Source organism: Mariniflexile sp. HNIBRBA6329 (assembly GCF_043558645.1).
Lineage (GTDB): Bacteria > Bacteroidota > Bacteroidia > Flavobacteriales > Flavobacteriaceae > Mariniflexile.
Genome location: NZ_JBIFXS010000006.1, coordinates 65503 through 86934, shown reverse-complemented (window position 1 = coordinate 86934; position 21432 = coordinate 65503). Strand labels below are relative to the sequence as shown.

Here is a 21432-nt window from a genome sequence, read left to right as displayed (position 1 = left end):
TTTAAAATTAGCAATATTACTGTTGTGGTTTGATTAAAGATTAGAAAACACGATATTAGTTGATTTTGCAGATTGCCCACGACGACCGTTGTGGTTTGATTAAAGATTAGAAAACACGATATTCTTAATTGTTACAACGTACACAAAAACACTGTTGTGGTTTGATTAAAGATTAGAAAACACGATATTTTACCATGCACATTTCAGAAGGTTACGATAGTTGTGGTTTGATTAAAGATTAGAAAACACGATATTAAGAAATGCGTTTTTCCATTATTGTAGCTGTTGTGGTTTGATTAAAGATTAGAAAACACGATATTGCTTACAATACATAGTAACACGCATATTATGTTGTGGTTTGATTAAAGATTAGAAAACACGATATTGAGAACATAAAATCCATAGCACCTGACTTGTTGTGGTTTGATTAAAGATTAGAAAACACGATATTGATAACCTGTGTAGTATAGCAGCAAGTAGAGTTGTGGTTTGATTAAAGATTAGAAAACACGATATTAGTAACCCTGCAAGCTGGCAAGCACAATAGTTGTGGTTTGATTAAAGATTAGAAAACACGATATTTCAATCCATTGTTTGATTGCGCTTATTGGTGTTGTGGTTTGATTAAAGATTAGAAAACACGATATTCGATGTACACCGTTGGTATGTAGATGGTAGGTTGTGGTTTGATTAAAGATTAGAAAACACGATATTCGGCAACGGCTACGTTATGGATTTTTATACGTTGTGGTTTGATTAAAGATTAGAAAACACGATATTTCGCGCGGTTTTTTGGCGTCGCTGGGAACTGTTGTGGTTTGATTAAAGATTAGAAAACACGATATTCCGCGAGCATAAGACGACGCACACGAACAGTTGTGGTTTGATTAAAGATTAGAAAACACGATATTTTCATAACATTAAAAAAGTGTTGGTGATTGGTTGTGGTTTGATTAAAGATTAGAAAACACGATATTAAAGTGAAAAATCATTTGAAGACCAAGTTAGTTGTGGTTTGATTAAAGATTAGAAAACACGATATTTTAATTATTTATATAAAAACAATACCGTAGTTGTGGTTTGATTAAAGATTAGAAAACACGATATTACACAAAAACAAGTTGATGCAGCATTAACGTTGTGGTTTGATTAAAGATTAGAAAACACGATATTTCGCGCAAAATCTCTTTACGCTCTTTTACGTTGTGGTTTGATTAAAGATTAGAAAACACGATATTCTAAACGTAAAAATATTTATGATTGGGCTTGTTGTGGTTTGATTAAAGATTAGAAAACACGATATTCGGAGGATATTACAAATTGGTACACAGACCGTTGTGGTTTGATTAAAGATTAGAAAACACGATATTCTTTTCTAAAATCATTATCCGATAAGTACGTTGTGGTTTGATTAAAGATTAGAAAACACGATATTCCTACGCATCTACCTTTTTTTAATGGTTGGTTGTGGTTTGATTAAAGATTAGAAAACACGATATTAGTTGGCTTGTTATCTTCTAATATTCAAATAATTAAATTAAAATATCGTTTAAAAAAATGCTTCTTTTTTGCAGTGATAAGGCAAGATTGGGGCATTTTTTTATTTACAAAAAAACTTTGGACTATTCATAAGGCGACGGTTACAAGGTTAATTATTAAAATAACGCTATTTAAAGACGTTTTAGCTATCTTCACCTCTCTAGATTTGCTAAATTTTACTGATTCAAAATAATTTAATAAATATGTATCAAAATAGTTCTAACTGAGTGGGTTGCGGTTCTTTAGGTGCTTCTGCACGACCCCAAAAATTCATGATATTACCAAATTGCTTATCAGTTATTCTTAATAGACTTACTTTTCCAAAGGGAGGGAGCAATTTTTTAATACGTTTTTCGTGAGCATCTGCACTTTCACTACTGGCACAATGGCGCATATAAACACTATATTGCATCATTGTAAAACCATCTTTCATAATGTTTTTCCTAAAGCCAGCAGCATTCTTACGGTCTTTAGCAGTCTCGGTTGGTAAATCAAAAAATACAAATAGCCACATAATTCTATATCCATTTAGTTCCATAGTTTTGGATATTTAATTTTTTTGCGTTTGCCACTATAGCATTGTTGTAAAGAACTAGCGGTTTTTTGTAAAGCTACCATTAATGGACTTTTTTCATTTTTAAAATAAACTGTTCTAGTAAGAAGCGAAAGAATTTCAGATTTTATCTCAGTAGTAAGTTCTTGTTCATCAAAATGCTCCATAATATGATGGACAATTTCATCTACAACCGGTCTAAAAGGCTCCATGATATCATCTGCTAAGGCAAAAGCATTATATTTACTTTTATGGTGAATACCTAATGTATTGAGAAGTCCGCTACCTGATAAAGCTCTGGCAGTTGCAGCTCTTAAAATGGCATATCCATAATTTAAAAAATTATTAGGGTAATCACCAAATCGTTCTCTTTTAAAATCTATTTCAAAAAAAGCTTTCCAATAAAAGTTAGCAGCAACAGCTTCCATGTTAGATGTGTCTCCGCTCAAAACTTTACTTGCTAGATATTCAAATTTGTTATTTGTTTGTGTTATCTGTTCTAGTAAGATACCTTGGTTTTTAATTTTTTCAATAACAGTCTGCTGCCATAATTGTTTTTTTAATGGTGCACTGGCATCTATTTGGTGTTTAAATATTTCCTGTTGAATATTATGGCTGTTTAGGTTTAATAGCATGCCATTTGGGAAATGTTTACTATCGCAAATAATGACTGCACAATTATTATTTATTAATTCGTTAAGTGCAGGAATGCTAATATAAGTTTCATTATGGTCAATTACTACATACCCTATATCTTCAATTGGTATTGTTTTATTTCTGTTTTCGGAAGATATTACAAGTTGTTTATTAGTTGTAGATACAGAACATTTGTTTGTGAATAGAAGGGTTTTTTTAATCATGAATTATTGAAATTAACAGTAAGTACTAATTTTGCTAATTAATAATTCATTAAAAGGGATTAATAAATATAATAATTTAGATTTATATATTGTATAATTTTAAGTTTATATGTGATATACAACGTTTTAGAGGTGTGGAGAGATATGTCCTGTTAAGACCGGAAAAATTACTTATATATTTTACAAAATCAATGAACTATAGATTTTTTTACTCCCTATTTTGAAGTATAAGCACTTATAATTTCTATAATATCCTCCTTTATAAACTCCCAATGTTTACCCATTAGGCAAATAGGGTTAAAGTCATCATCGGCTTGAGTGAAATTTATAAAGTTTTTAAGTATTATTTCGGGATCATGTGCATAGGGATAACGTTGTTTGTGTAATTGTAACATTTTTTCAATGTCATATGTGTTAAAGAGTTCATGTAAATCCCAAAAATCTTTTTTTCTGCCTCCACGTTGAATGACGTCTATCTTCATAGCAATGATTTCTTCAATTGTAGCCATTCTAATGGTGTCTTCTATATATTCAGGTTGTATAAAATCATCAGTATAAAAAACATCCAATTTTATGGTGTTTTTATTAGAATGACCTATAAAATATGATTTACCTAAACCAGGATCTATATTTTTTAAGTGGTCAACATATGAGAAATTTATATTTAGGTAATTATCAATTTCTTTAAAATTGAGAGAGCCATAAGGAGCATCACTAAATAAATCTATATCGATAGATTCTCTATGTCCTAGTCTTAGGCTTAGAGCAGTACCACCGACTAACCTGAATGTTTTAAATTCTTTGGCATTTATAAGTTTAAGCAAAACTTCTTTAAGCAATTCGTTTACCGTATTGTAATATAACATGTGCTTATTTTATGATTATATATGCGAAACGGTATATGGTTTACGAGTTGTTGAATGTAAGACAATGTCAACTTTTTTAGAGCCATAAAAGCGACGTATTTCATTTTTTTCTTCTTCATTACCTCGCTCAAAAGTTCGCTGGATAACAGCTTTATATTGCTTATCCCAATCAATTTTAGATATATCGGTATCCCAAAACAACGATTTTCTTAAAATAGAAAGGTTTGGAATTCTCAAATTTCGTGCTTTTTTTTCTTTATCGATATCGTAATACGTTTGTAAAAGAGCTAATGTGCCCTCTTCCATGTCTAGTTCATGTTCAATCTTTAAAGCTATTGAAGTATTAAGGTTTCTTTTGCCCTTGGTAATGGCGTTAAGGGTTTGAGGATGTTCATTTATAGACAAGGCAAAAGGACGTTGACGGATCATTCGTTTCCTAAACTCACGTTCCAAGATAAAACCTGGGTGAATACCCTTGTATTTTTCTATAAATTTGTTCATGATACAAATATAAACATTTTTGTTTACATTTTAATGTTAAATTACCTTATAAAGTAATACATTGTATTACCATATTTCATATTGCGATTTGCGATATATGTAGTTTTAAACTATTTAAATGCTTTGTCCTAGGCGAGTATTTTGAATAATTGTAGGTAATGATGCCAAAAATAGTTGGTGATTTTTAGAAATTAGGAGTTTTGTTTGTTTTTGACATAAATTCACTTATTTCCTTTTCATTTATGGAATAGTATATTTCAGAAAAATCATCTAATTTAAATCCCATAGACTCAATTATTAAAATTAATGTTGAAAAGTTTGGCATAGTTAGTCCATTAAATGTGTCAGAAACAGTAGCTTTTCTAATATCAGCTTCTAAAGCAATTTTATTATAACTTTTAGCTATATCTTCTTCTTGAAAAACAAATGTAACTTTTCTCTTTTCGAGAAGTTTACATAAGCTAATCGCTATTTTAATTTTTAAGACCTCTTCTTTTGCTTTTTTCATTAATGCAATTAACCATTTCCAAATAAAATTATCGGTACGCTTTGGCGTACCGAATTAAATTCCTATATTTGGTTTTTATATAGGATAATGTTTGTCCTAATAGTTATATATTTGCGATACTTCAAATAAAATATTGAAGCCTTCGCTTTGAATCTCGTATCAGAAAACTGGTAATTTTATAGGAACGAGATGATAAGTAAGATGCTCACGGCTCGGGACGTGGGCTCACTTATTGTTCCTCGGTATACCAGTACCTCTGATGCAGTAAGCTGAGCTCCACGTCTTTTTATTTTAATAAAAAAGACACTTCTCAGTTTATTCTTAGCGTTTCCATCATCGTTTTTTAAGAAGCATTGCTTAATAGGTTTAATCCAAAAAGCGTATGCTACACAAGAACTGTAAACAAAAGCCACTAGGTTTTTTACAACACTTTTACGTGTTAGAACTTACTGTGTTCGATATTCTCTTTAAGAAAAAGCCTAAGAACCCGATATAAATACTTTGGTGTGGGATGCACGCAACCTTGATTTCGGATTGATAATTATCTTTTTTTTATCCCATTACTACTTTTATTCTCCTTTTTGTATCCGAACATAATAGCACCTTAAACCATTATAACTAGTCTTTTGTAGTTTATAATTGAGTTAGTCAGAGGGAACAGTCCGTCTTGCCTTATAATTATAGGTTAAGGCGGATGCATTCCCAATTTAATCTTAAAAATGGATTGCCTATGATTTAAACAAAACACAAAAAAGCCTCCCAGTAAACTTTGCACGGTCATGAAGGAGGCAGTAATTCAACAACCTAATGTTAAACTTAATTCAAAATTATGAAAAATAATCTAATATGTACAGGTAGGCAACTTCTATACTGTATGATATGTCTTTTTATCATTTCTTTTTCTTCAAATGCATTGGAAACGGTCTCCTTTCAACAATCAGAAATCCACGGTACTATTACCGATATTCATGGGGTGCCATTGGTAGGTGTCTCTATTCTTATTAAAGGGACACAAAAAGGAACGGTCTCCGATTTTAACGGTTCTTATAATATTTTAGTAAATGAAGATGACGTACTGCTATATTCCTTTTTGGGTTTTAAATCTCAGGAAATTTCGACACAAGGTAACACCCTATTAAACGTCCGATTGGAAACTGACATAACCACTTTAAACACGGTAGAGGTCAATGCTGGCTATTACACCGTAAAAGAGAGAGAGGGTACAGGAAATATTTCCAAATTAGAAGCAAAGACCATTGAGAAACAGCCTGTCAATAATCCATTAGCTGCCATGCAAGGCCACCTCACTGGAGTTAATATTGTACAGAATACGGGCGTGCCAGGAGCCGGGTATAGCATCGAGATTAGGGGCAAGAACTTTATAAATGGCAGTACAGAGCCTTTGTATATTGTAGATGGGGTGCCTTTCGGCGGGCAGTCCTTGGCATCGATAGATATAGCAGTGGGTATAAATGCTGCAAATATAAGTCCATTAAATGCTATCAACCCTTCAGATATTGCAAGTATAGAAGTATTAAAGGATGCGGATGCTACCGCTATTTATGGAGCAAGAGCTGCTAATGGTGTAGTATTGATTACCACTAAAAAAGGAAAAGTTGGTAAAACAAGGTTTCAGGCAAGCCTGAGTAATACTTTAGGACAAGTATCTCATTTTTTGGATTTAATGAATACCGAACAATATCTGGAAGTTCGAAAAGAAGGTATCATGAATGAGGGCTTTGAGGCGTTTCTGGAAAATCCTGCTTTTGATTTTGTTTGGCCTGATCTTAAAACATGGGATCAAAACCGCTATACCGACTGGCAAAAAGAGTTGATAGGAGGTACGGCCTACCGCAATAAATTGCAGCTTTCGGTTTCTGGGGGCAGTTCCCAAACCCAGTTTTTAATCAGTGGTGCTTACCAAAAAGAAACTACGGTATTTCCAGGAAATTCTAACTACAAAAAAGCATCGGTTCAAAATAACATCAACCATCAATCAATTGATGGACACTTTAAAATCAATATGACCACCCTCTATACCCAAGAACATAACAAGATGCCACGAACAGATTTTACAGGTCTGGCCTACACACTGATCCCCAATGCCCCAGCAATCTATGATGAAATAGGCAACTTAAATTGGGAAAACAATACATGGAACAATCCTTTAGCTTCATTGCTAGAAGACTATCAAGTCAAAATCAATACGCTTATGTCCAATGCATTGGTTACTTATCAGTTGATTCCCAATTTGGAGTTTAAGACCAATTTGGGATTCAACAAATATGAATTGGACTCCTATAGGATATTGCCAAGTACTTCCAGAAATCCCAAGCTTGGATACACGGCCGAGAATTATTCATCGATAACCACCAACAGTGCAACCCGAAGTTCTTGGATTATTGAACCACAGTTGCACTGGAAACAACAATGGGGCAATATCAATCTGAATATATTGGTAGGTACAACGTTCCAACAACAGTCCACAGACCAATTGGTGCAAAAAGGGACAGGTTTTCCAACCAACAATTTATTAATGAACCTTTCCGCTGCAAAAAAACTAGAAGTAAGAGAGGATTCCGAAAGCCAGTATAACTATCAGGCCATTTTTGGACGTATCAATTTTAGTTGGAATGAGAAATACATTTTTAACCTTACTGGACGTCGTGATGGGTCGTCCCGTTTTGGCCCAGGTAAACAGTTTGGTAATTTTGGCGCTATTGGAATTGCTTGGTTGTTTTCCGAAGAAGTATTTTTAAAACAGAGCCCATTCATCAGTTTTGGAAAATTTCGTGGGAGCTATGGAACCACTGGAAGCGATAACATAGGCGACTATAAATTTCTGGACACTTATAGCGTTACAGGTTTTAACTATAACGGCAAAACAATAATAGAACCTACAGGAATATTTAATCCACTATTTGGCTGGGAGGTAAACAAAAAACTGGAAATAGCTTTGGAACTTGGTTTCTTTAAAGATAGAGTGCTATTGAACGCAGCTTGGTACCAAAACCGATCCTCCAATCAACTCATTGGAACCCCTTTAGCGGCAACAACAGGTTTTAAAAGTTTAACAGCTAACTTTGATGCTACCGTTGAAAATACTGGTTTTGAGTTTGATTTACAGACAAAAAACATTCAAGGGGAAAATTTACAATGGACAGCGACTTTTAATATCACCCTTCCAAAAAACAGGTTGGTTGAATTCCTCGGACTTGAAACATCCACCTTTGCCAACAGGTACATTATTGGACAACCATTGAGCATTATTCATTTATATCACGCTTTGGGAGTCGATTCAGATACAGGTATTTATCAATTTGAAGACTATAATCAAGATGATAAGATAAGCAGTTTAAATGATAAGAACTGGATAGAGGATTTAGCACCCCAATTCTATGGAGGTATAGGCAATACTTTAAGTTATAAAAATCTTAGCTTGGATATCTTTTTCCAATTTAAGAAGCAAATGGCGTTCAACTCAATTGCTACCATAAATGCTCCAGGTTTTAACGTAAATGGTCCAGTTGCACTATTGGATCGTTGGCAAAAAGAAGGAGATAATAAACCTGTTATGAGAGCAGTATCTGGTTTAGACCCCAGTGTGTTCAATATTATAGACTATCAACGTGAAAGTAGTGCAGCGGTTTCCGATGCATCTTTTATTCGTTTGAGAAATATTTCCATTACTTATAGAATCCCTAAAAAAATAAGCAAAGGGTTGGATTTAAGTGTTTATCTACAAGGACAGAACCTATTGACTATTACAGGATATGATGGGCCAGATCCTGAGCAATCATCGCAAATAATTTTACCACCATTACGTCAAATGACATTAGGTGTCCAATTAGGCCTTTAACTTAAAAAAATAGAATTATGAAACTTAAAAAAAATAATTATAACAGAATACATTCTCGGTTTAATCTGCGTGATAATGCTATTAGGTTTATAAAATATCCATTGGTATGTTTTTTAATATTAGTGGTAACAGACTGTACGGAATTTGTAGAAATAGACCCACCAAAAAACACCTTGACTTCTGAAACCGTTTTTGAAGATATTTCTACAGTAGAATCTGCACTGGCAAGTATTTATTTTAAAATACGTGAACAGGGTATGATTTCAGGGAAATTTGGATTGAGTGCCTTAATGGGAATTTATTCAGACGAACTGGATTATTATGGTTCTAACACCAATTACCTAGAACTGTACAATCATAATGTCACAGCGTCCAATACCATATTATCGGGTTGGTGGAGCCATGCCTATAACCTTATCTATGCTAGCAATGATATAATCAAGGGTTTGAAAAATTCAAGAACCATAAGTTTAGAAGATCAAGCACACCTTAAGGGGCAGGCTTTGTTCATTCGGGCATTTGCTCATAGTTTGCTTGTAAATCTTCATGGGGATATTCCTTATATCACCGACACTGATTATTTAAAAAATAATACAGTGTCACGTGTGCCAGTAACCAATATATATGAAAATATCATTGCAGACCTTACCGAAGCCATCAGCCTTTTAAAGTCCAACGACTTAACAGGGGAACGTGTTGTACCAAATCAAGCGGTAGCGAAGGCGCTTTTGGCGCGCATTTATCTCTATACAGAAAATTGGGAAATGGCGGCAACTACAGCTAATGAACTTATAAGTTCATTTAGTTTGGAATTAAATGTAAACAAGGTTTTTTTAAAAAGCTCGACTGAAACTATATGGCAATTGAAACCTAATGGAGTTGCCGATAGGAATACTTATGAAGCAAATCAATTTGTCATTAGGTTTATTCCCGGTCAAACCTATGCGTTGGGCAATAGTTTGTTGAATGCCTTTGAATCTGGAGATTTGCGAAGATCGAATTGGACAGGCAGTAAAACCAGTAGTAATGGGTTGACGACCTTGTACTATGCGAATAAATACAAAGCTATTTTCAGTGAAACAGCTTCCCTGGAATATTCTATTATTTTTCGATTGGCAGAGCAGTACCTAATCCGATCTGAAGCCAAAGCCCATCTAGGAAATATCTCTGGTGCACAAGAAGATTTAAATGTTATTAGAAACCGTGCCGGTTTGGAAAACACAACAGCATCTACAATAAATGAGTTGCTTTTAGCCATATTACAAGAACGCAATGTAGAATTGTTTACAGAACAAGGGCATCGTTGGTTTGATATCAAGCGGACGGGATTAGCAGGCAATCTCCTAAGTCCCCTTAAAGTAAATTGGCAAGCCACTGATGTTCTCATGCCAATCCCGGAAACAGAAATAGAAATCAATCCTAATTTAAAACCACAGAATTCAGGTTATTGACTGGATAGAACTATCTCTAAAAATTTCCCAATAACAGTTACCTAAAAAATCTAAAAACAAAATCATGAAAATAATAACCATACTACATTTTTTGTTAGGAGCAGCAACCATGTCTGCACAAATTCTGACTCCAGCACAATGGAACATTGGGCTTTCTAAAAAAGTTGTTCATCAAGGAGAGACAGTGGAACTCATCTTTAGCATAAGATTGGAAAAAAACTGGCATTTGTACAGCAATATCCAAGATTACACATTGGGACCACTACCCACAACATTCAATTTTGACCCCCATACCAGTTTTAAGCTATTGGAAAGTGTTGTGCCAATAGGTTCGCAAAAGGAATTTGACCCTGTTTTTGAAGTGTATGTAAACTATTTTGAGAATACAGCAGAATTTCGGCAAAAGGTTAAAATACTTTCTAAAAATCCTTTGATTAAGGGGTTTTATGAATATCAAATGTGCAATATTATGGACGGCAAATGCATTATGCAGGCAGATGATTTCAAGTTTCACATACAAACCATAAAATAAATGCAATGACATTAAAATCGATCATCCTCTTTTATGCACTACAAATATGTTTACCATATTGTGTTTGCCCGCAAAATAATAAAGACATCTCGAATCTGAACAAAAGAACTGAAATAAACTCTCAAGCAGAAAAGGATTGGATAGAAGTAGATACAATAAAAACCTATTTCTGCCAATCTCCTAAAGAACTTGATAGGTATTATAATTCAACCTTTTTAGAACAAAGAAGGTTTGAAGATGAGATAGAAAAAAAGCGATTGCAATTGGCTGAAGCTTTTTTGGATAAGCACCCGAATGATAAACATTATTATGATGTACTCAAATACTTTTTTCATTATTTATTCGAGCCGAAGTTTATATCAAATAAAATTCCCGATAGTACGGCATTGGTTTTGAATCAAGATTCAAAATTAACGAAAACAAATAGGGATTTTTTTCTAAGTCAATTGCGTGCCTTACCAATAGATATGGCTGCCAGAGACCGGTGGTTAAAAAAAGGCAATGAATTAGTAGTGAAGTTTTTGGAATCTGATGCAACACTTGAACAAAAGGCAAAAATAGAGATAAGTTTAATGGGGCGTGATTTAAGGATAGCCCTATTGTTATATGAATATTTGAATTTACAGAAAAATACCATGGAATCCACTTATTGGGAACGCTTTGATACGTATTATTGGGAATCCTTTCGGTTACGTCTGAAAACACTTTTGTTTAAGTATCCTGATTTAGAGGAAATGGCTTTATTTATTGAGCAATTGATTACCATAGTCTCACGTCAATACCTTTCGCCTGTACTGAAAGAAACCTATTTGCAGTACTTTCTTGAAATAACAGATTCTAACAATTCTAATGCCAATCAAAAAGGAATTAAAGCAGTACATACCATGGCAAAAGAAAATCTAAAGGCATTGGAAGCTTTAAGGGGTTTTGAAGTCACCAAGCCTTTAGAGATGACATTCACTTCAATGGACGGAAACAAAATTGACTTAAAGACTATGCGCGGTAAGGTCGTTTTAATTGATTTTTGGTCCATAAGATGTGGTCCGTGCATTAATGAAATGCCAGATGTAAAAGCATTATATGATAAGTATAGAGATAAAGGGTTCGAAGTCATTGGTATAGCTGCAAATGGGGATTCTGAAAAAGAACATGTTTTGGAAATTCTCAAAAGGCAAAAAGTTGATTGGCCCCAGCGGTTAGACAAAGGGTCTGAAGCTACGGTAAGTTATCATTCTTTGTATAAAATCACATCACTGCCCACTGTTTGGTTATTGGATAGAGAAGGGAAAGTTGTTGATAAGAATGCGCGTGGAGTTCGTCTTGAACCTTTAATACAGAGGTATTTAGGTTTGAATTAGAATAGTATTGTGAAATACTTGTATTTGAGTTAGTCAAGAAAAGGTGTCTAAATTTTAGACACCTTTTCAATAAATACATACTATGAGGTTTAAGGAATATTTTTATACAATGGTATAAGTAATCCCTCATCTTCATATACTGGGTATTGTCCGAATAGACATTGTGGTCCAGAAGGCGCATCACAATCAACAGTTACAGGGGTCGCCCCAAAAGTAGGGTGGTCATAATAACCAGTTTGATTAGTTTTGTTTGCTTCCACAGCAAACGATAAGCTTATTGCCATTAAAATGGCAAAAACCGGAAGAACGAATTTAAAAACTTTAGTTTTCATATTGTTTTGATTTTAAATTAATGACCTACTCTTTTTTACAGGTTTTCGGTCTTCCCCTGAAACTACGTAGTTATATTTTAATTATTGAATTTATTCCGTTTTCGAGTTATGATGATTCCAATAAAGGCAAGTATTATAAAGACGATATTAAAAACAAAATGGGCTTTCCACCCCAAATTTGATATCACACCACCACAGGCACACGGTATCGAATCGCTAAAATTCAGAACCAAGAATATATAACTGGTAAATAGGGTCATTAATGCAAGGCTACTATAAAATGCCAATAGCATAGTTTTTGGAAAAAGGAACAACCCTGTAATGAATAGTTCCACTATGGGGACCATCCAAGCAATCCAATTGGCATAAGTAGAAATAAAAGGTGATTTGGCCAATTGTGAATGAAAGCGTTCAAAACCCACAAGTTTGCTGGTTGCCGCATAAACAAACAGCATAATGAATAAAAGACCAATAATTTTTGGTACAATTAGGTAACATGTTTTCGAACGATCCATATCTTTTGATTTGATATGGTAAAGTTCCTTAATTGTATTTTATCTTAAAGGATAAAAAATTGACTGTAAGGGATTTAATTGGTTTTCAGTAATTTAATGCTCTTATTTATCCTCTTCAAAGGATTTTTTTCTGAGGTCGCTAGGCGTATAACCAAAACGTTTTTTGAAAGTTCTGGAAAAATGGGCGATGCTCTTGAAACCTGTCATTTGCGCAATGGATTTTAAGGATTGTTGCGTAAACTGGATCATCATTTTTGATTTTCTCAAACGCTCTTCCATTAAGAACCGATGTACGGTCGTTCCGTACAATTCCTTAAACCCATATTTTAATTTGAATTCATTGGTGCCCAATTGAAGTGCAAAATCTTTTAGGGAAGGAAAGTCTTTTTCAAGATTATTGATAATGATTTTTTGACCTTCACGTATTTTGTGGATATCCTCAAAGGTCAATCTGATTTTTTGTTTTTGGTTATTACTTTGAGTGTCATCTGATGGTTGCTTTTCAGTACTTGAGAATTGGATGACACGCTGTTTTAAATCATGTTCTAAATCATCTTGACTTGTAGTATGGTGTATAACGGATATCAATGTTTTTCTTGAATTTGCATCTTCGCCTTTAAAAGTGGTAATATAACAGATTTTAGGAATGACCAACCCACTCTTGGATATAAATTTCAGTTCCAATGAAAGATCCTGAAAATCTTTTTGTTTGAGTAGATTCCAAGTCTTTATCCATGCTTTTTTAGAATGATCTTCCAAAAAAGCATCGATTGGTTTTCCAATAATATCGGCATGAAGCACAGTTAGGATATTGCAAGCCTGTTGATTTACGATTTCAATACAGCCCTCAACATCAAGGACAAAACTCATTTGGATAATTTCCATTATGGGTCGGTTCGAATTCACATACCCTTGGTGTAACAAGGTTTCCTGAATTTCCTCTGCCAACATATTAAGGGAAATACTTATGGCTTCTAGATTATCATTTTTGGATGAACGTTCCAAGCGATAGAAGAAATTTCCAGAAGCCATTTCCAATAGCATTTGGTTGATCCGCTGTATTCTATGTTTTTTATTGGTACTCACATTTAAAGCATTCAAAATATTTATTAATGTGAGAGACTTTGGTTATGAAAAATAGCTATAGTTTACTGATTTTAGAAATAATTTCATTCCATGAATTTACCTAAGAACACCATGGCATCTTCTAGGTTTTCAAAAGATTGCGTTGGAATGGTAGGGTTACTTGTTCGGATATAAAATTCAGACATCATTTCAGAAACTGGGGGCTCCACAATAACAGCAACGGCTTTTATAAGGGTTGAGCCTTCCATGGCTAAATAGGCTCTTGCAGATTTGTTGATTTCCTTAATGCCCCTAATATCACATAGAATGGGTAAAGTTCTGCCTTCATGTAGAAACAGTCTATCCTTGACTATTTGTACGGCAGCATTCAAATCAATACTTACACCTTGATGGTATATAATATGTAGCACATCGTTATGGAACCTATACGATGTATAGTCATTCTCAAAATAATTTCGCATGGTCTAGAAAACTGGTTTTTCATTATAAACTTACGAAATAATCAACACAATGATTGACCTTATAACGTTTAGGTCTTCTTAATACGGGGTTTTGTTTGTCTGAAAAGGATTAAAAGTTGACTCTAAGGGATTATGGAACGAGTCAATGTCTCAATTTCCTTCAAATGATGTTAAATTATAGGAATTTAAAAATATAATCAAATGGCAAAAATCAAACACAATAATTTTTTAGACACAGTACATGAGGTATTTACAGATGCGAAACAAGAGGGGATTATGCATCTATATGCTGAAGGGGAAGCATTTACAGGACGTACCATTGGTGTAAATAACAGACAATTATTTCATTTTGGCACTACAGGATATTTAGGGCTTGAACAAGACTCCAGATTGAAGGAGGCAGCTATTGAAGCTATATCAAAATATGGAACACAATTCCCGCTTTCTAAATCCTATATTTCCAATCCGCTCTACAGGCAATTGGAAGAAAAAATAACAGCTATGTACCAAAATCCCATAATCATTACCAAGAACAGTACATTGGGACATATGGGTGTGATTCCTAATGCCGTTAATGACCGGGATGCCATCATATTGGATCATCAGGTACATTGGAGTGTGCAAAGTGCAGCGAAAGTTTTAAAGAATAGAAGTGTTCCTATTGATATGATCCGCCATAATGATTTAAATATGTTAGAGGATAAGATAAAATCGCTTTCCGATAAACGGAAAAAGATTTGGTATATGGCAGATGGTATCTATTCGATGTATGGTGATTTTTCCCCTATTCAGGAATTAAAAACATTGAGCTTAAAATATCCACAATTAAATCTGTATATAGATGATGTACATGGCATGAGCTGGATAGGGAAAAACGGTACGGGTTATGCGCTGAGCGAACTCAAAGAGCTATCAGAAAATATATTGTTATTTGGAACCCTAAGCAAAACCTTTGGAGCAAGCGGTGCTGTTTTGGTGTGTTCCAATAAAAAGATGTACCAAGAGATAAAAACATTCGGAGGACCGTTGACCTTTTCAGCACAATTGGAACCTGCTTCAGTGGCAGCTGCCACTGCCTCGGCGGATATCCACTTATCACCTGAAATCTATGACCTTCAAAATGATTTAAGAGACCGCGTACAGTATTTTAATGCACTCCTGGAGAAAACCAATCTTCCTCTCATTGATAGGAATATCTCCCCTGTATTTTTCATTGGCACAGGCATGCCCAAAACAGGTTATAATTTCGTTAACCGCTTAATGAAAGAAGGGTTTTATGTTAATCTTGGCATATTTCCAGCAGTTCCCGTAAAAAATACAGGCGTTCGTATTACCATATCCAGACACAACCAAAAGGAGGAAATCAAGGGTTTGGTGGAGGCTATGGTATATCATTTTCCAAAATCACTTGAAGATACTTATACCAATTCAAATCGTGTTTTTCACGCATTTAAATTAGATGTTAAAGCTACAAAGGAAGATAAAATACATAATGGACTAATCGTGAAATTTGAGGATTCCATAAGAAATATTGATAAAAATATTTGGAATAATTTGGTTGGAAAACAGGGGGTTTGTGATTGGGAGGGACTTCAGTTTTTAGAACACGCTTTTAGTGAGAACTCTTTGAGGGAGCACAATTGGAAATTTAAATATTTGGTTGTTTACGACCAAGACCAAAAGCCAATACTGGCAACCTTTTTTACTATAGGTCTTTGGAAAGACGACATGTTGGCTGATATCAGTGCATCGCAAACTATTGAAAATCAGCGTATATCCAACCCCTATTTCCTGACCTCTGAGGTACTGAGTATGGGTTCGCTTTTTACTGAAGGTAACCATCTCTATATCAATGAAGACCACCCATTAAAACAAGAAGCTTTAAATGCCATGATGCAATCCATAGAGTCTCTTGAAAGACAATATGATGCAAAAATGGTAGTGCTTCGGGACTTTTCAGATAAGGAAACATTACACCCCTATTTTCAAGGGCAGGGTTTTGTGCGAGTACAGATGCCCGATTCCTGTAAAATTGATTTAGTGGAAAATGAAACTATAGAAGATTATGGGTCAAGGCTATCCTCAAGAAACAGACAACATTTAAGAAAGGAAATACTTGCTTATGAGCCTTTATTGCATATTGAAGTTTTAAAAAGTTGTAGCAAGAACCAATTGAAGCAAATACAAACCTTATATGCCAATGTACATCAGAACAATTTGGGTTTGAATACCTTTTCCTTTCCGGATAAACTGTTCAAAGTTATGTCTGACCATTCAAATTGGGAGTTTATAACCATTAGTTTACTAGAAGATCCAAGTAAAATGATTGGTGTGATGCTTTGTTACAATAATGAAAACCATACCTATGTGCCCTCATTTGTGGGGATGGATTACGCATACCTCTCAACATTTTACACATATAGACAATTGTTATATCAAACCATCAAACGAGCCATAGCACTGAGATTCAAACGAATTGATTTGGGAATGACCGCTGGCTTTGAGAAACGTAAACTTGGTGCGATAGTAGAGGAAAAGTTTGCATATATACAAACATCGGATAATTATACCTTAGAACTCATGGGTATATTGGAAGGGCATAGATAACATAAAGATTGAGGGATGTATATGTATGGAATACCAAGAATTAATATCGGAGTTTGAGACCAAGTTAGAAACTTTGGAATCACGGCATGAAGATATTTTATATAAAGCGGAAACAGGTATTACACACACTGAAAAGTGTATCAAAACCCTCCGTAGGAAGGTGGTTGAAAAAGGCTTTCCATCTACTCAGGACGAAATATTATTTTTCAAGCACATCAAGCCACAGATTTTTAGTAAACTCATTTATTATGTAAAATTATATAATATAGAATGTAAGCGCCCTAGGAGCAGTTCAAAATACCAGGTAAAATACTTGAACAATCAAATCAATAAACTGCAGGTGTATTTTAATGATAATTTGGAATTCTATCATTATTACCGTCGAGGTGCAACGACCTTAGATGAACAATATTTTGTAAGGGGGCAGTCAGACCTACGCTCACCAACAGAATCGTTTCATTTTTTTGTAGATGAACAGTTTTCTACCTGTCAAGATAGCACTGTGGCTACCATAATGGCTTTTGACATGTTAATTGTGTATTTACAGCAAGAGATAGAAAAACTGGTATCGGATGTAGATAACCCAAAAACAAATACCATGAAACAAACTTCAAAACTTTTCTGGACGGGAAGTAAAACAGAATTAATTGAACTCATTTATGCATTGCAAAGCAGCGGTGCTATCAACAGTGGTACAGCAGATATAAAAGAAATAGCCTTATTGTTTGAGCAGCTCTTTAATATAGATCTAGGAAATTATTACCATACTTTTATTGAAATAAGGGCAAGGAAGTGTAGTAAAACTAAATTTTTGGACAAGTTAATAGAGTTGCTTTTAAGGCGTTTTGAAGAGTCCGATGAATAATCCCAAGTTGACCCCAAGTTGGGAAAACACGCCTGATTTCTATACCCATTTTATTTACTTTGAATTGAATTTTAAATACCTGTATATAACCGATTATTTTTCGCAAATCCATTCAAAATTAATGATAATAAAAGTTTCCCACCTTGGGGCTGACTATTGATAAAAATTAAAAATAGAGCCTCAGATTTGTAACACGAAAGTCAAATCAGGGCAAAGTCGTCTAAAGATTATCTCGATAATCGACGGCTTTGTTTTTTAAACAAAACTGTTACAAATGGGAGCAACAATTATTACAACCGAAGACCTTCGAGAGTTCAAAATGGAACTGATCGATGACATCAAACAACTACTTAATAACCAGTCTGGACAGCTATCCAAGAAATGGTTGAAATCACCAGAGGTCAGGGATCTGTTGGGAATCTCTCCAGGAACCCTGCAGAATCTACGCATCAATGGAACATTGCCCTATACCAAAGTAGGCGGTGTGCTTTATTATGATTACAAGGAAATCATGCAGGTATTGGAAAAAAATAGAATCCATAACAAATTTTAATTCCTTGCGGATAGAAATCTAATCCACATATGGAAGACATCAATTACATCAAGCATCTTAATACCGTGTTTTTGCAATTTTCTTTGGACAGTAGGCTAAACCCAACGCATATTAGCCTATACATCGCTTTGTTCCAGTTTTGGAATATGCACTTTTTTAAAACTGAATTTTATATCAATCGTGAAGAAGTCATGTCGTTCTCCAAGATTGGATCGAAGAGCACCTACCATCGTTGCATCAAGGAATTGAGCCATTGGAGCTACATTCTATATACACCTTCGCACAATCCGTTTAAGGGAAGCAGGATCAAGATGTTCGATTTTGGGACAAGTACTGGACAAGCTCTGTACCAAAGTCGTACCAATATCGAGACAAGCAGTGGACAAGCACTGGTACGTATAAACAAACATATACAAACTAAAGAAAATAATAAAAACTTAAACAAACCGGAAAATATAAAAAATTTAATTTCCAAAAATTCTGAAAAAGAGGATAAACAAAATACAGCTGTCCCATATGAGGACAACCTGAGGACAAGTACTGATAAAAATTACAACGAGCCTTTATGAATACCAAAAGTCCACATATTATCTTGGAGGGCCCTAAGGAGTATAAGTTAGGGGAACTTAAGGGCAATGAAATCGTTTATGATTTTAATGAAATTCTTACTTATTTGAATGCAAAAGGAAAGTTACTTTTTGGAACTGGTTTTAAAATAGTAATTGAAGATAGGGATGTCCTGTTTAAGTTATGTAATTATTTCATAAAGGACGAAGCTAACTGTAAAAAGTTGGATATTGACATTCATAAGGGCATTCTGTTAACAGGTCCTGTTGGCTGTGGTAAAACAAGTTTGATGAAATTGCTCAGGCATATTGTGCCACATCAAAAAGCTTACAAATTGATTCCAACTAGAAATATTGTGTTTGGCTTTAATCATGTGGGGTATAAGACCATCGAAGATTATGGCAGCACCAACTACTTTTGTTTTGATGATTTGGGGGTTGAACCTATCGGAAGACACTATGGAAAGGATTGTAATGTTATGGGTGAAATCCTGTTGTCACGTTATGAATTATTTTTAGAACATAAGGTTAAAACGCATGCTACATCCAACCTAAACGCTCAGGAATTGGAGGAGAGATATGGGAATCGTGTACGTTCCCGGATGCGGGAGTTATTTAATTTGATTGCGTTTGATAGTGAAAGTTATGATAAGAGAAAATAAATCATAACACCGACATAACACCGACAAAATTGGAATATAAAGATTTAAAAACAAAACAATTTCAATAGCTTTGTTAATCTTAATAATCAACTAATTTATGTTAAATAGCACTGAAATAAAGTCACTTATTGCTTCTGGTGAAGGATACAATGTCGAATTCAAAAAAAGCATTCCAAGTAAGGTTAAGGAGATTACCGAAGAAATTTGTGCGTTTGCTAATGCTTCAGGTGGTGTGCTTTTTATTGGAGTTGATGATAATAATGTAATTCAAGGTGTTTCTTTTAATAATGCAAAACATTCTGCACTTCAAAATTCTATCAATGAATTAACACCAGCATTGCATTGTGAAATTTATACCATACAGATTGATGCTAAAGATGTCGTGGTAATAGAAGTGCCTTCAGGTGCAAATAAACCTTATGTGCTTTCTGGAGCAATTTATGTGCGTCAAGGTCCAAACTCTCAAAAGCTAACAACAGTTGAAGAAATGAGGGATTTCTTCCAACAAGCAGATCGCATTTATTTTGACGAGGCACCATGCAAAGAAATTGATTTAGTTAAAGACATTCCTGATAAAAATATTGATCAATTTAAAGAGTTGGCAGGTTTGAGTTCAACGGTTTCAAATGAGCAGGTTTTTAACAATTTAAAGTTGATTACTAATGAAGGGTTTCTGAAAAATGGAGCTACTTTGTTTTTTGCTCAAAATCCAGAGCAGTTTTTCGAAAAAGCAGTCATTCGTAGTGTCGCTTTTGATGGTATTGACAAACGATATATTGTGGATGACCAAACAATGTCAGGCACATTATATCGACAGTTTCTTCAGGCTATGGTTTGGATAAAATCTAAACTAAATATTCGATATGATATTGAAGGAGAAGGCTCTCAACCAAGAAAAGAAATTTGGGAAATTCCAGAAACAGTTTTCAAAGAAGCAATAATTAATGCTCTTGCTCATAGAGATTATTATGATAAAGGAGCTCGTATTACCATTGAAGTGTTTAATGATCGCGTTGAGATTTCTAACCCTGGTGGTTTAATTAGTGGTATTCCCAAAAATGAATTTGGTAAAAGAAGCTTAAGTAGAAATCCTTTAATATTTGGTCTATTTGAAAGAATAAGAATGGTTGAGCAAATAGGTTCTGGTATTAGCAGAATGAGAGATTTAATGATTGAAGCTGATTTAACTGAACCTGAATTTAATACTGAAGGAATATTTACAGTAACTGTTAGAAGACCTTTTGATTTTAATAAGTGGGTAGATAAGTGGGTAGGTAATCTTACTGATAATAGAGTTAATATTATTAAAGCTATTCATGAAAACAGTAAAATTTCTAAAAGAGAACTTGAAGAGAAAGTTGACTTAAGTGCCACTGCCATTGATAATAATCTAGACACCCTAAAAGACTTAGGTCTTATTGAAAGAGTTGGTAGTGCTAAAGGTGGCTATTGGAAAATTAATTATATACTTCCTTAAGTGGGTAGAAAGGTGGGTGGTAAATTGATATAATGAAAATTTATTTTGCATTTCCATAAAGCATAGTATCTAAAATTAAATAACCTATCTTATCTTTCAAATTATATTCAGTATCAAGCACTTTGGCTTTAGTGTACATTTCTAATAATTTTGAAAGAGTGCTTGTTTCATTGTCAATTTTTTTTCTGGTTATGCTAGCTAGAATTTTTGTTTTTAATCCGTCAGGATTTTAATGGCTTTTACATTATTCAACTTATTAATAAAGTTTCTATTAGAAGGCT

The 21432-nt window shown here is 34.2% G+C and carries 19 protein-coding genes and 1 CRISPR repeat array (1 of these 20 only partly in view); of the genes, 10 read left to right on the top strand and 9 right to left on the bottom strand.

Annotated elements, in window-relative coordinates:
* Positions 1 to 1500: direct repeats of the CRISPR family, unit length 36 nt; unit sequence GTTGTGGTTTGATTAAAGATTAGAAAACACGATATT; it reaches 504 nt to the left of the window's first position.
* A gap of 247 nt (positions 1501 to 1747) precedes the next feature.
* From cas2 to ACGK9U_RS09245, 5 genes are all read right to left on the bottom strand, one after another.
* Positions 1748 to 2077: a CRISPR-associated endonuclease Cas2 gene (gene cas2 / locus ACGK9U_RS09265; protein ID WP_394466093.1), complete on the bottom strand. Its 330-nt coding sequence runs from the start codon at positions 2075 to 2077 to the stop codon at positions 1748 to 1750.
* The gene (gene cas1 / locus ACGK9U_RS09260; protein ID WP_394466092.1) at positions 2068 to 2952 is read right to left on the bottom strand and encodes a type II CRISPR-associated endonuclease Cas1; all 885 of its coding nucleotides are present in this window, start codon (positions 2950 to 2952) and stop codon (positions 2068 to 2070) included. The genes cas2 and cas1 overlap by 10 nt, the downstream gene beginning before the upstream one ends.
* 215 nt (positions 2953 to 3167) lie before the next feature.
* Positions 3168 to 3818, bottom strand: a complete 651-nt coding sequence (locus ACGK9U_RS09255; protein ID WP_394466091.1) for a nucleotidyl transferase AbiEii/AbiGii toxin family protein — start codon at positions 3816 to 3818, stop codon at positions 3168 to 3170.
* Between the two features lie 15 nt (positions 3819 to 3833).
* Positions 3834 to 4319 (bottom strand): transcriptional regulator, encoded by a 486-nt coding sequence (locus ACGK9U_RS09250; RefSeq protein WP_394466090.1) that lies wholly within the window; start codon positions 4317 to 4319, stop codon positions 3834 to 3836.
* A gap of 184 nt (positions 4320 to 4503) precedes the next feature.
* A complete protein-coding gene (locus tag ACGK9U_RS09245) occupies positions 4504 to 4827 on the bottom strand; it encodes a hypothetical protein (RefSeq protein ID WP_394466089.1) in 324 nt (107 codons plus the stop codon).
* Positions 4828 to 5656: 829 nt separating this feature from the next.
* On the opposite strand from ACGK9U_RS09245, the gene ACGK9U_RS09240 reads away from it, so the two are divergent.
* From ACGK9U_RS09240 to ACGK9U_RS09225, 4 genes are all read left to right on the top strand, one after another.
* Complete coding sequence (locus tag ACGK9U_RS09240; protein WP_394466088.1) at positions 5657 to 8686, top strand: SusC/RagA family TonB-linked outer membrane protein; 3030 nt, start codon at positions 5657 to 5659, stop codon at positions 8684 to 8686.
* Positions 8687 to 8703: 17 nt separating this feature from the next.
* The gene (locus ACGK9U_RS09235) at positions 8704 to 10137 is read left to right on the top strand and encodes a RagB/SusD family nutrient uptake outer membrane protein (RefSeq protein WP_394466087.1); all 1434 of its coding nucleotides are present in this window, start codon (positions 8704 to 8706) and stop codon (positions 10135 to 10137) included.
* Positions 10138 to 10201: 64 nt separating this feature from the next.
* The gene (locus ACGK9U_RS09230; protein WP_394466086.1) at positions 10202 to 10669 is read left to right on the top strand and encodes a protein-disulfide reductase DsbD domain-containing protein; all 468 of its coding nucleotides are present in this window, start codon (positions 10202 to 10204) and stop codon (positions 10667 to 10669) included.
* Between the two features lie 5 nt (positions 10670 to 10674).
* Positions 10675 to 12027, top strand: a complete 1353-nt coding sequence (locus tag ACGK9U_RS09225; protein WP_394466085.1) for a TlpA family protein disulfide reductase — start codon at positions 10675 to 10677, stop codon at positions 12025 to 12027.
* An 89-nt stretch (positions 12028 to 12116) separates the two neighbouring features.
* Here ACGK9U_RS09225 and ACGK9U_RS09220 read toward each other — a convergent pair whose 3' ends face one another.
* The 4 genes from ACGK9U_RS09220 to ACGK9U_RS09205 all read right to left on the bottom strand — a co-directional run bounded on the left by ACGK9U_RS09220 (position 12117) and on the right by ACGK9U_RS09205 (position 14421).
* On the bottom strand, positions 12117 to 12359 hold the full coding sequence (locus ACGK9U_RS09220) for a DUF6520 family protein (RefSeq protein WP_394466084.1): 243 nt from the start codon (positions 12357 to 12359) through the stop codon (positions 12117 to 12119).
* A 77-nt stretch (positions 12360 to 12436) separates the two neighbouring features.
* Positions 12437 to 12874, bottom strand: coding sequence for a MauE/DoxX family redox-associated membrane protein (locus ACGK9U_RS09215; protein ID WP_394466083.1), 438 nt, complete (start codon positions 12872 to 12874; stop codon positions 12437 to 12439).
* Between the two features lie 102 nt (positions 12875 to 12976).
* Positions 12977 to 13960: a helix-turn-helix domain-containing protein gene (locus tag ACGK9U_RS09210; protein WP_394466082.1), complete on the bottom strand. Its 984-nt coding sequence runs from the start codon at positions 13958 to 13960 to the stop codon at positions 12977 to 12979.
* Positions 13961 to 14043: 83 nt separating this feature from the next.
* A complete protein-coding gene (locus tag ACGK9U_RS09205; RefSeq protein ID WP_394466081.1) occupies positions 14044 to 14421 on the bottom strand; it encodes a hypothetical protein in 378 nt (125 codons plus the stop codon).
* Between the two features lie 201 nt (positions 14422 to 14622).
* Between ACGK9U_RS09205 and ACGK9U_RS09200 the strand changes: the two genes are divergently transcribed.
* The 6 genes from ACGK9U_RS09200 (at position 14623) to ACGK9U_RS09175 (ending at position 21151) form a co-directional block, all read left to right on the top strand.
* On the top strand, positions 14623 to 17028 hold the full coding sequence (locus ACGK9U_RS09200; protein ID WP_394466080.1) for an aminotransferase class I/II-fold pyridoxal phosphate-dependent enzyme: 2406 nt from the start codon (positions 14623 to 14625) through the stop codon (positions 17026 to 17028).
* 25 nt (positions 17029 to 17053) lie between these two features.
* A complete protein-coding gene (locus tag ACGK9U_RS09195; RefSeq protein WP_394466079.1) occupies positions 17054 to 17893 on the top strand; it encodes an RteC domain-containing protein in 840 nt (279 codons plus the stop codon).
* Positions 17894 to 18167: 274 nt separating this feature from the next.
* Positions 18168 to 18446: a helix-turn-helix domain-containing protein gene (locus ACGK9U_RS09190; protein WP_394466078.1), complete on the top strand. Its 279-nt coding sequence runs from the start codon at positions 18168 to 18170 to the stop codon at positions 18444 to 18446.
* A gap of 29 nt (positions 18447 to 18475) precedes the next feature.
* Positions 18476 to 19015: a hypothetical protein gene (locus ACGK9U_RS09185; RefSeq protein WP_394466077.1), complete on the top strand. Its 540-nt coding sequence runs from the start codon at positions 18476 to 18478 to the stop codon at positions 19013 to 19015.
* On the top strand, positions 19012 to 19674 hold the full coding sequence (locus tag ACGK9U_RS09180; protein ID WP_394466076.1) for an ATPase: 663 nt from the start codon (positions 19012 to 19014) through the stop codon (positions 19672 to 19674). Before ACGK9U_RS09185 ends, ACGK9U_RS09180 begins: the two co-directional genes overlap by 4 nt.
* A 97-nt stretch (positions 19675 to 19771) precedes the next feature.
* Positions 19772 to 21151, top strand: coding sequence for an RNA-binding domain-containing protein (locus ACGK9U_RS09175; RefSeq protein WP_394466075.1), 1380 nt, complete (start codon positions 19772 to 19774; stop codon positions 21149 to 21151).
* Positions 21152 to 21432: the final 281 nt, after the last annotated feature.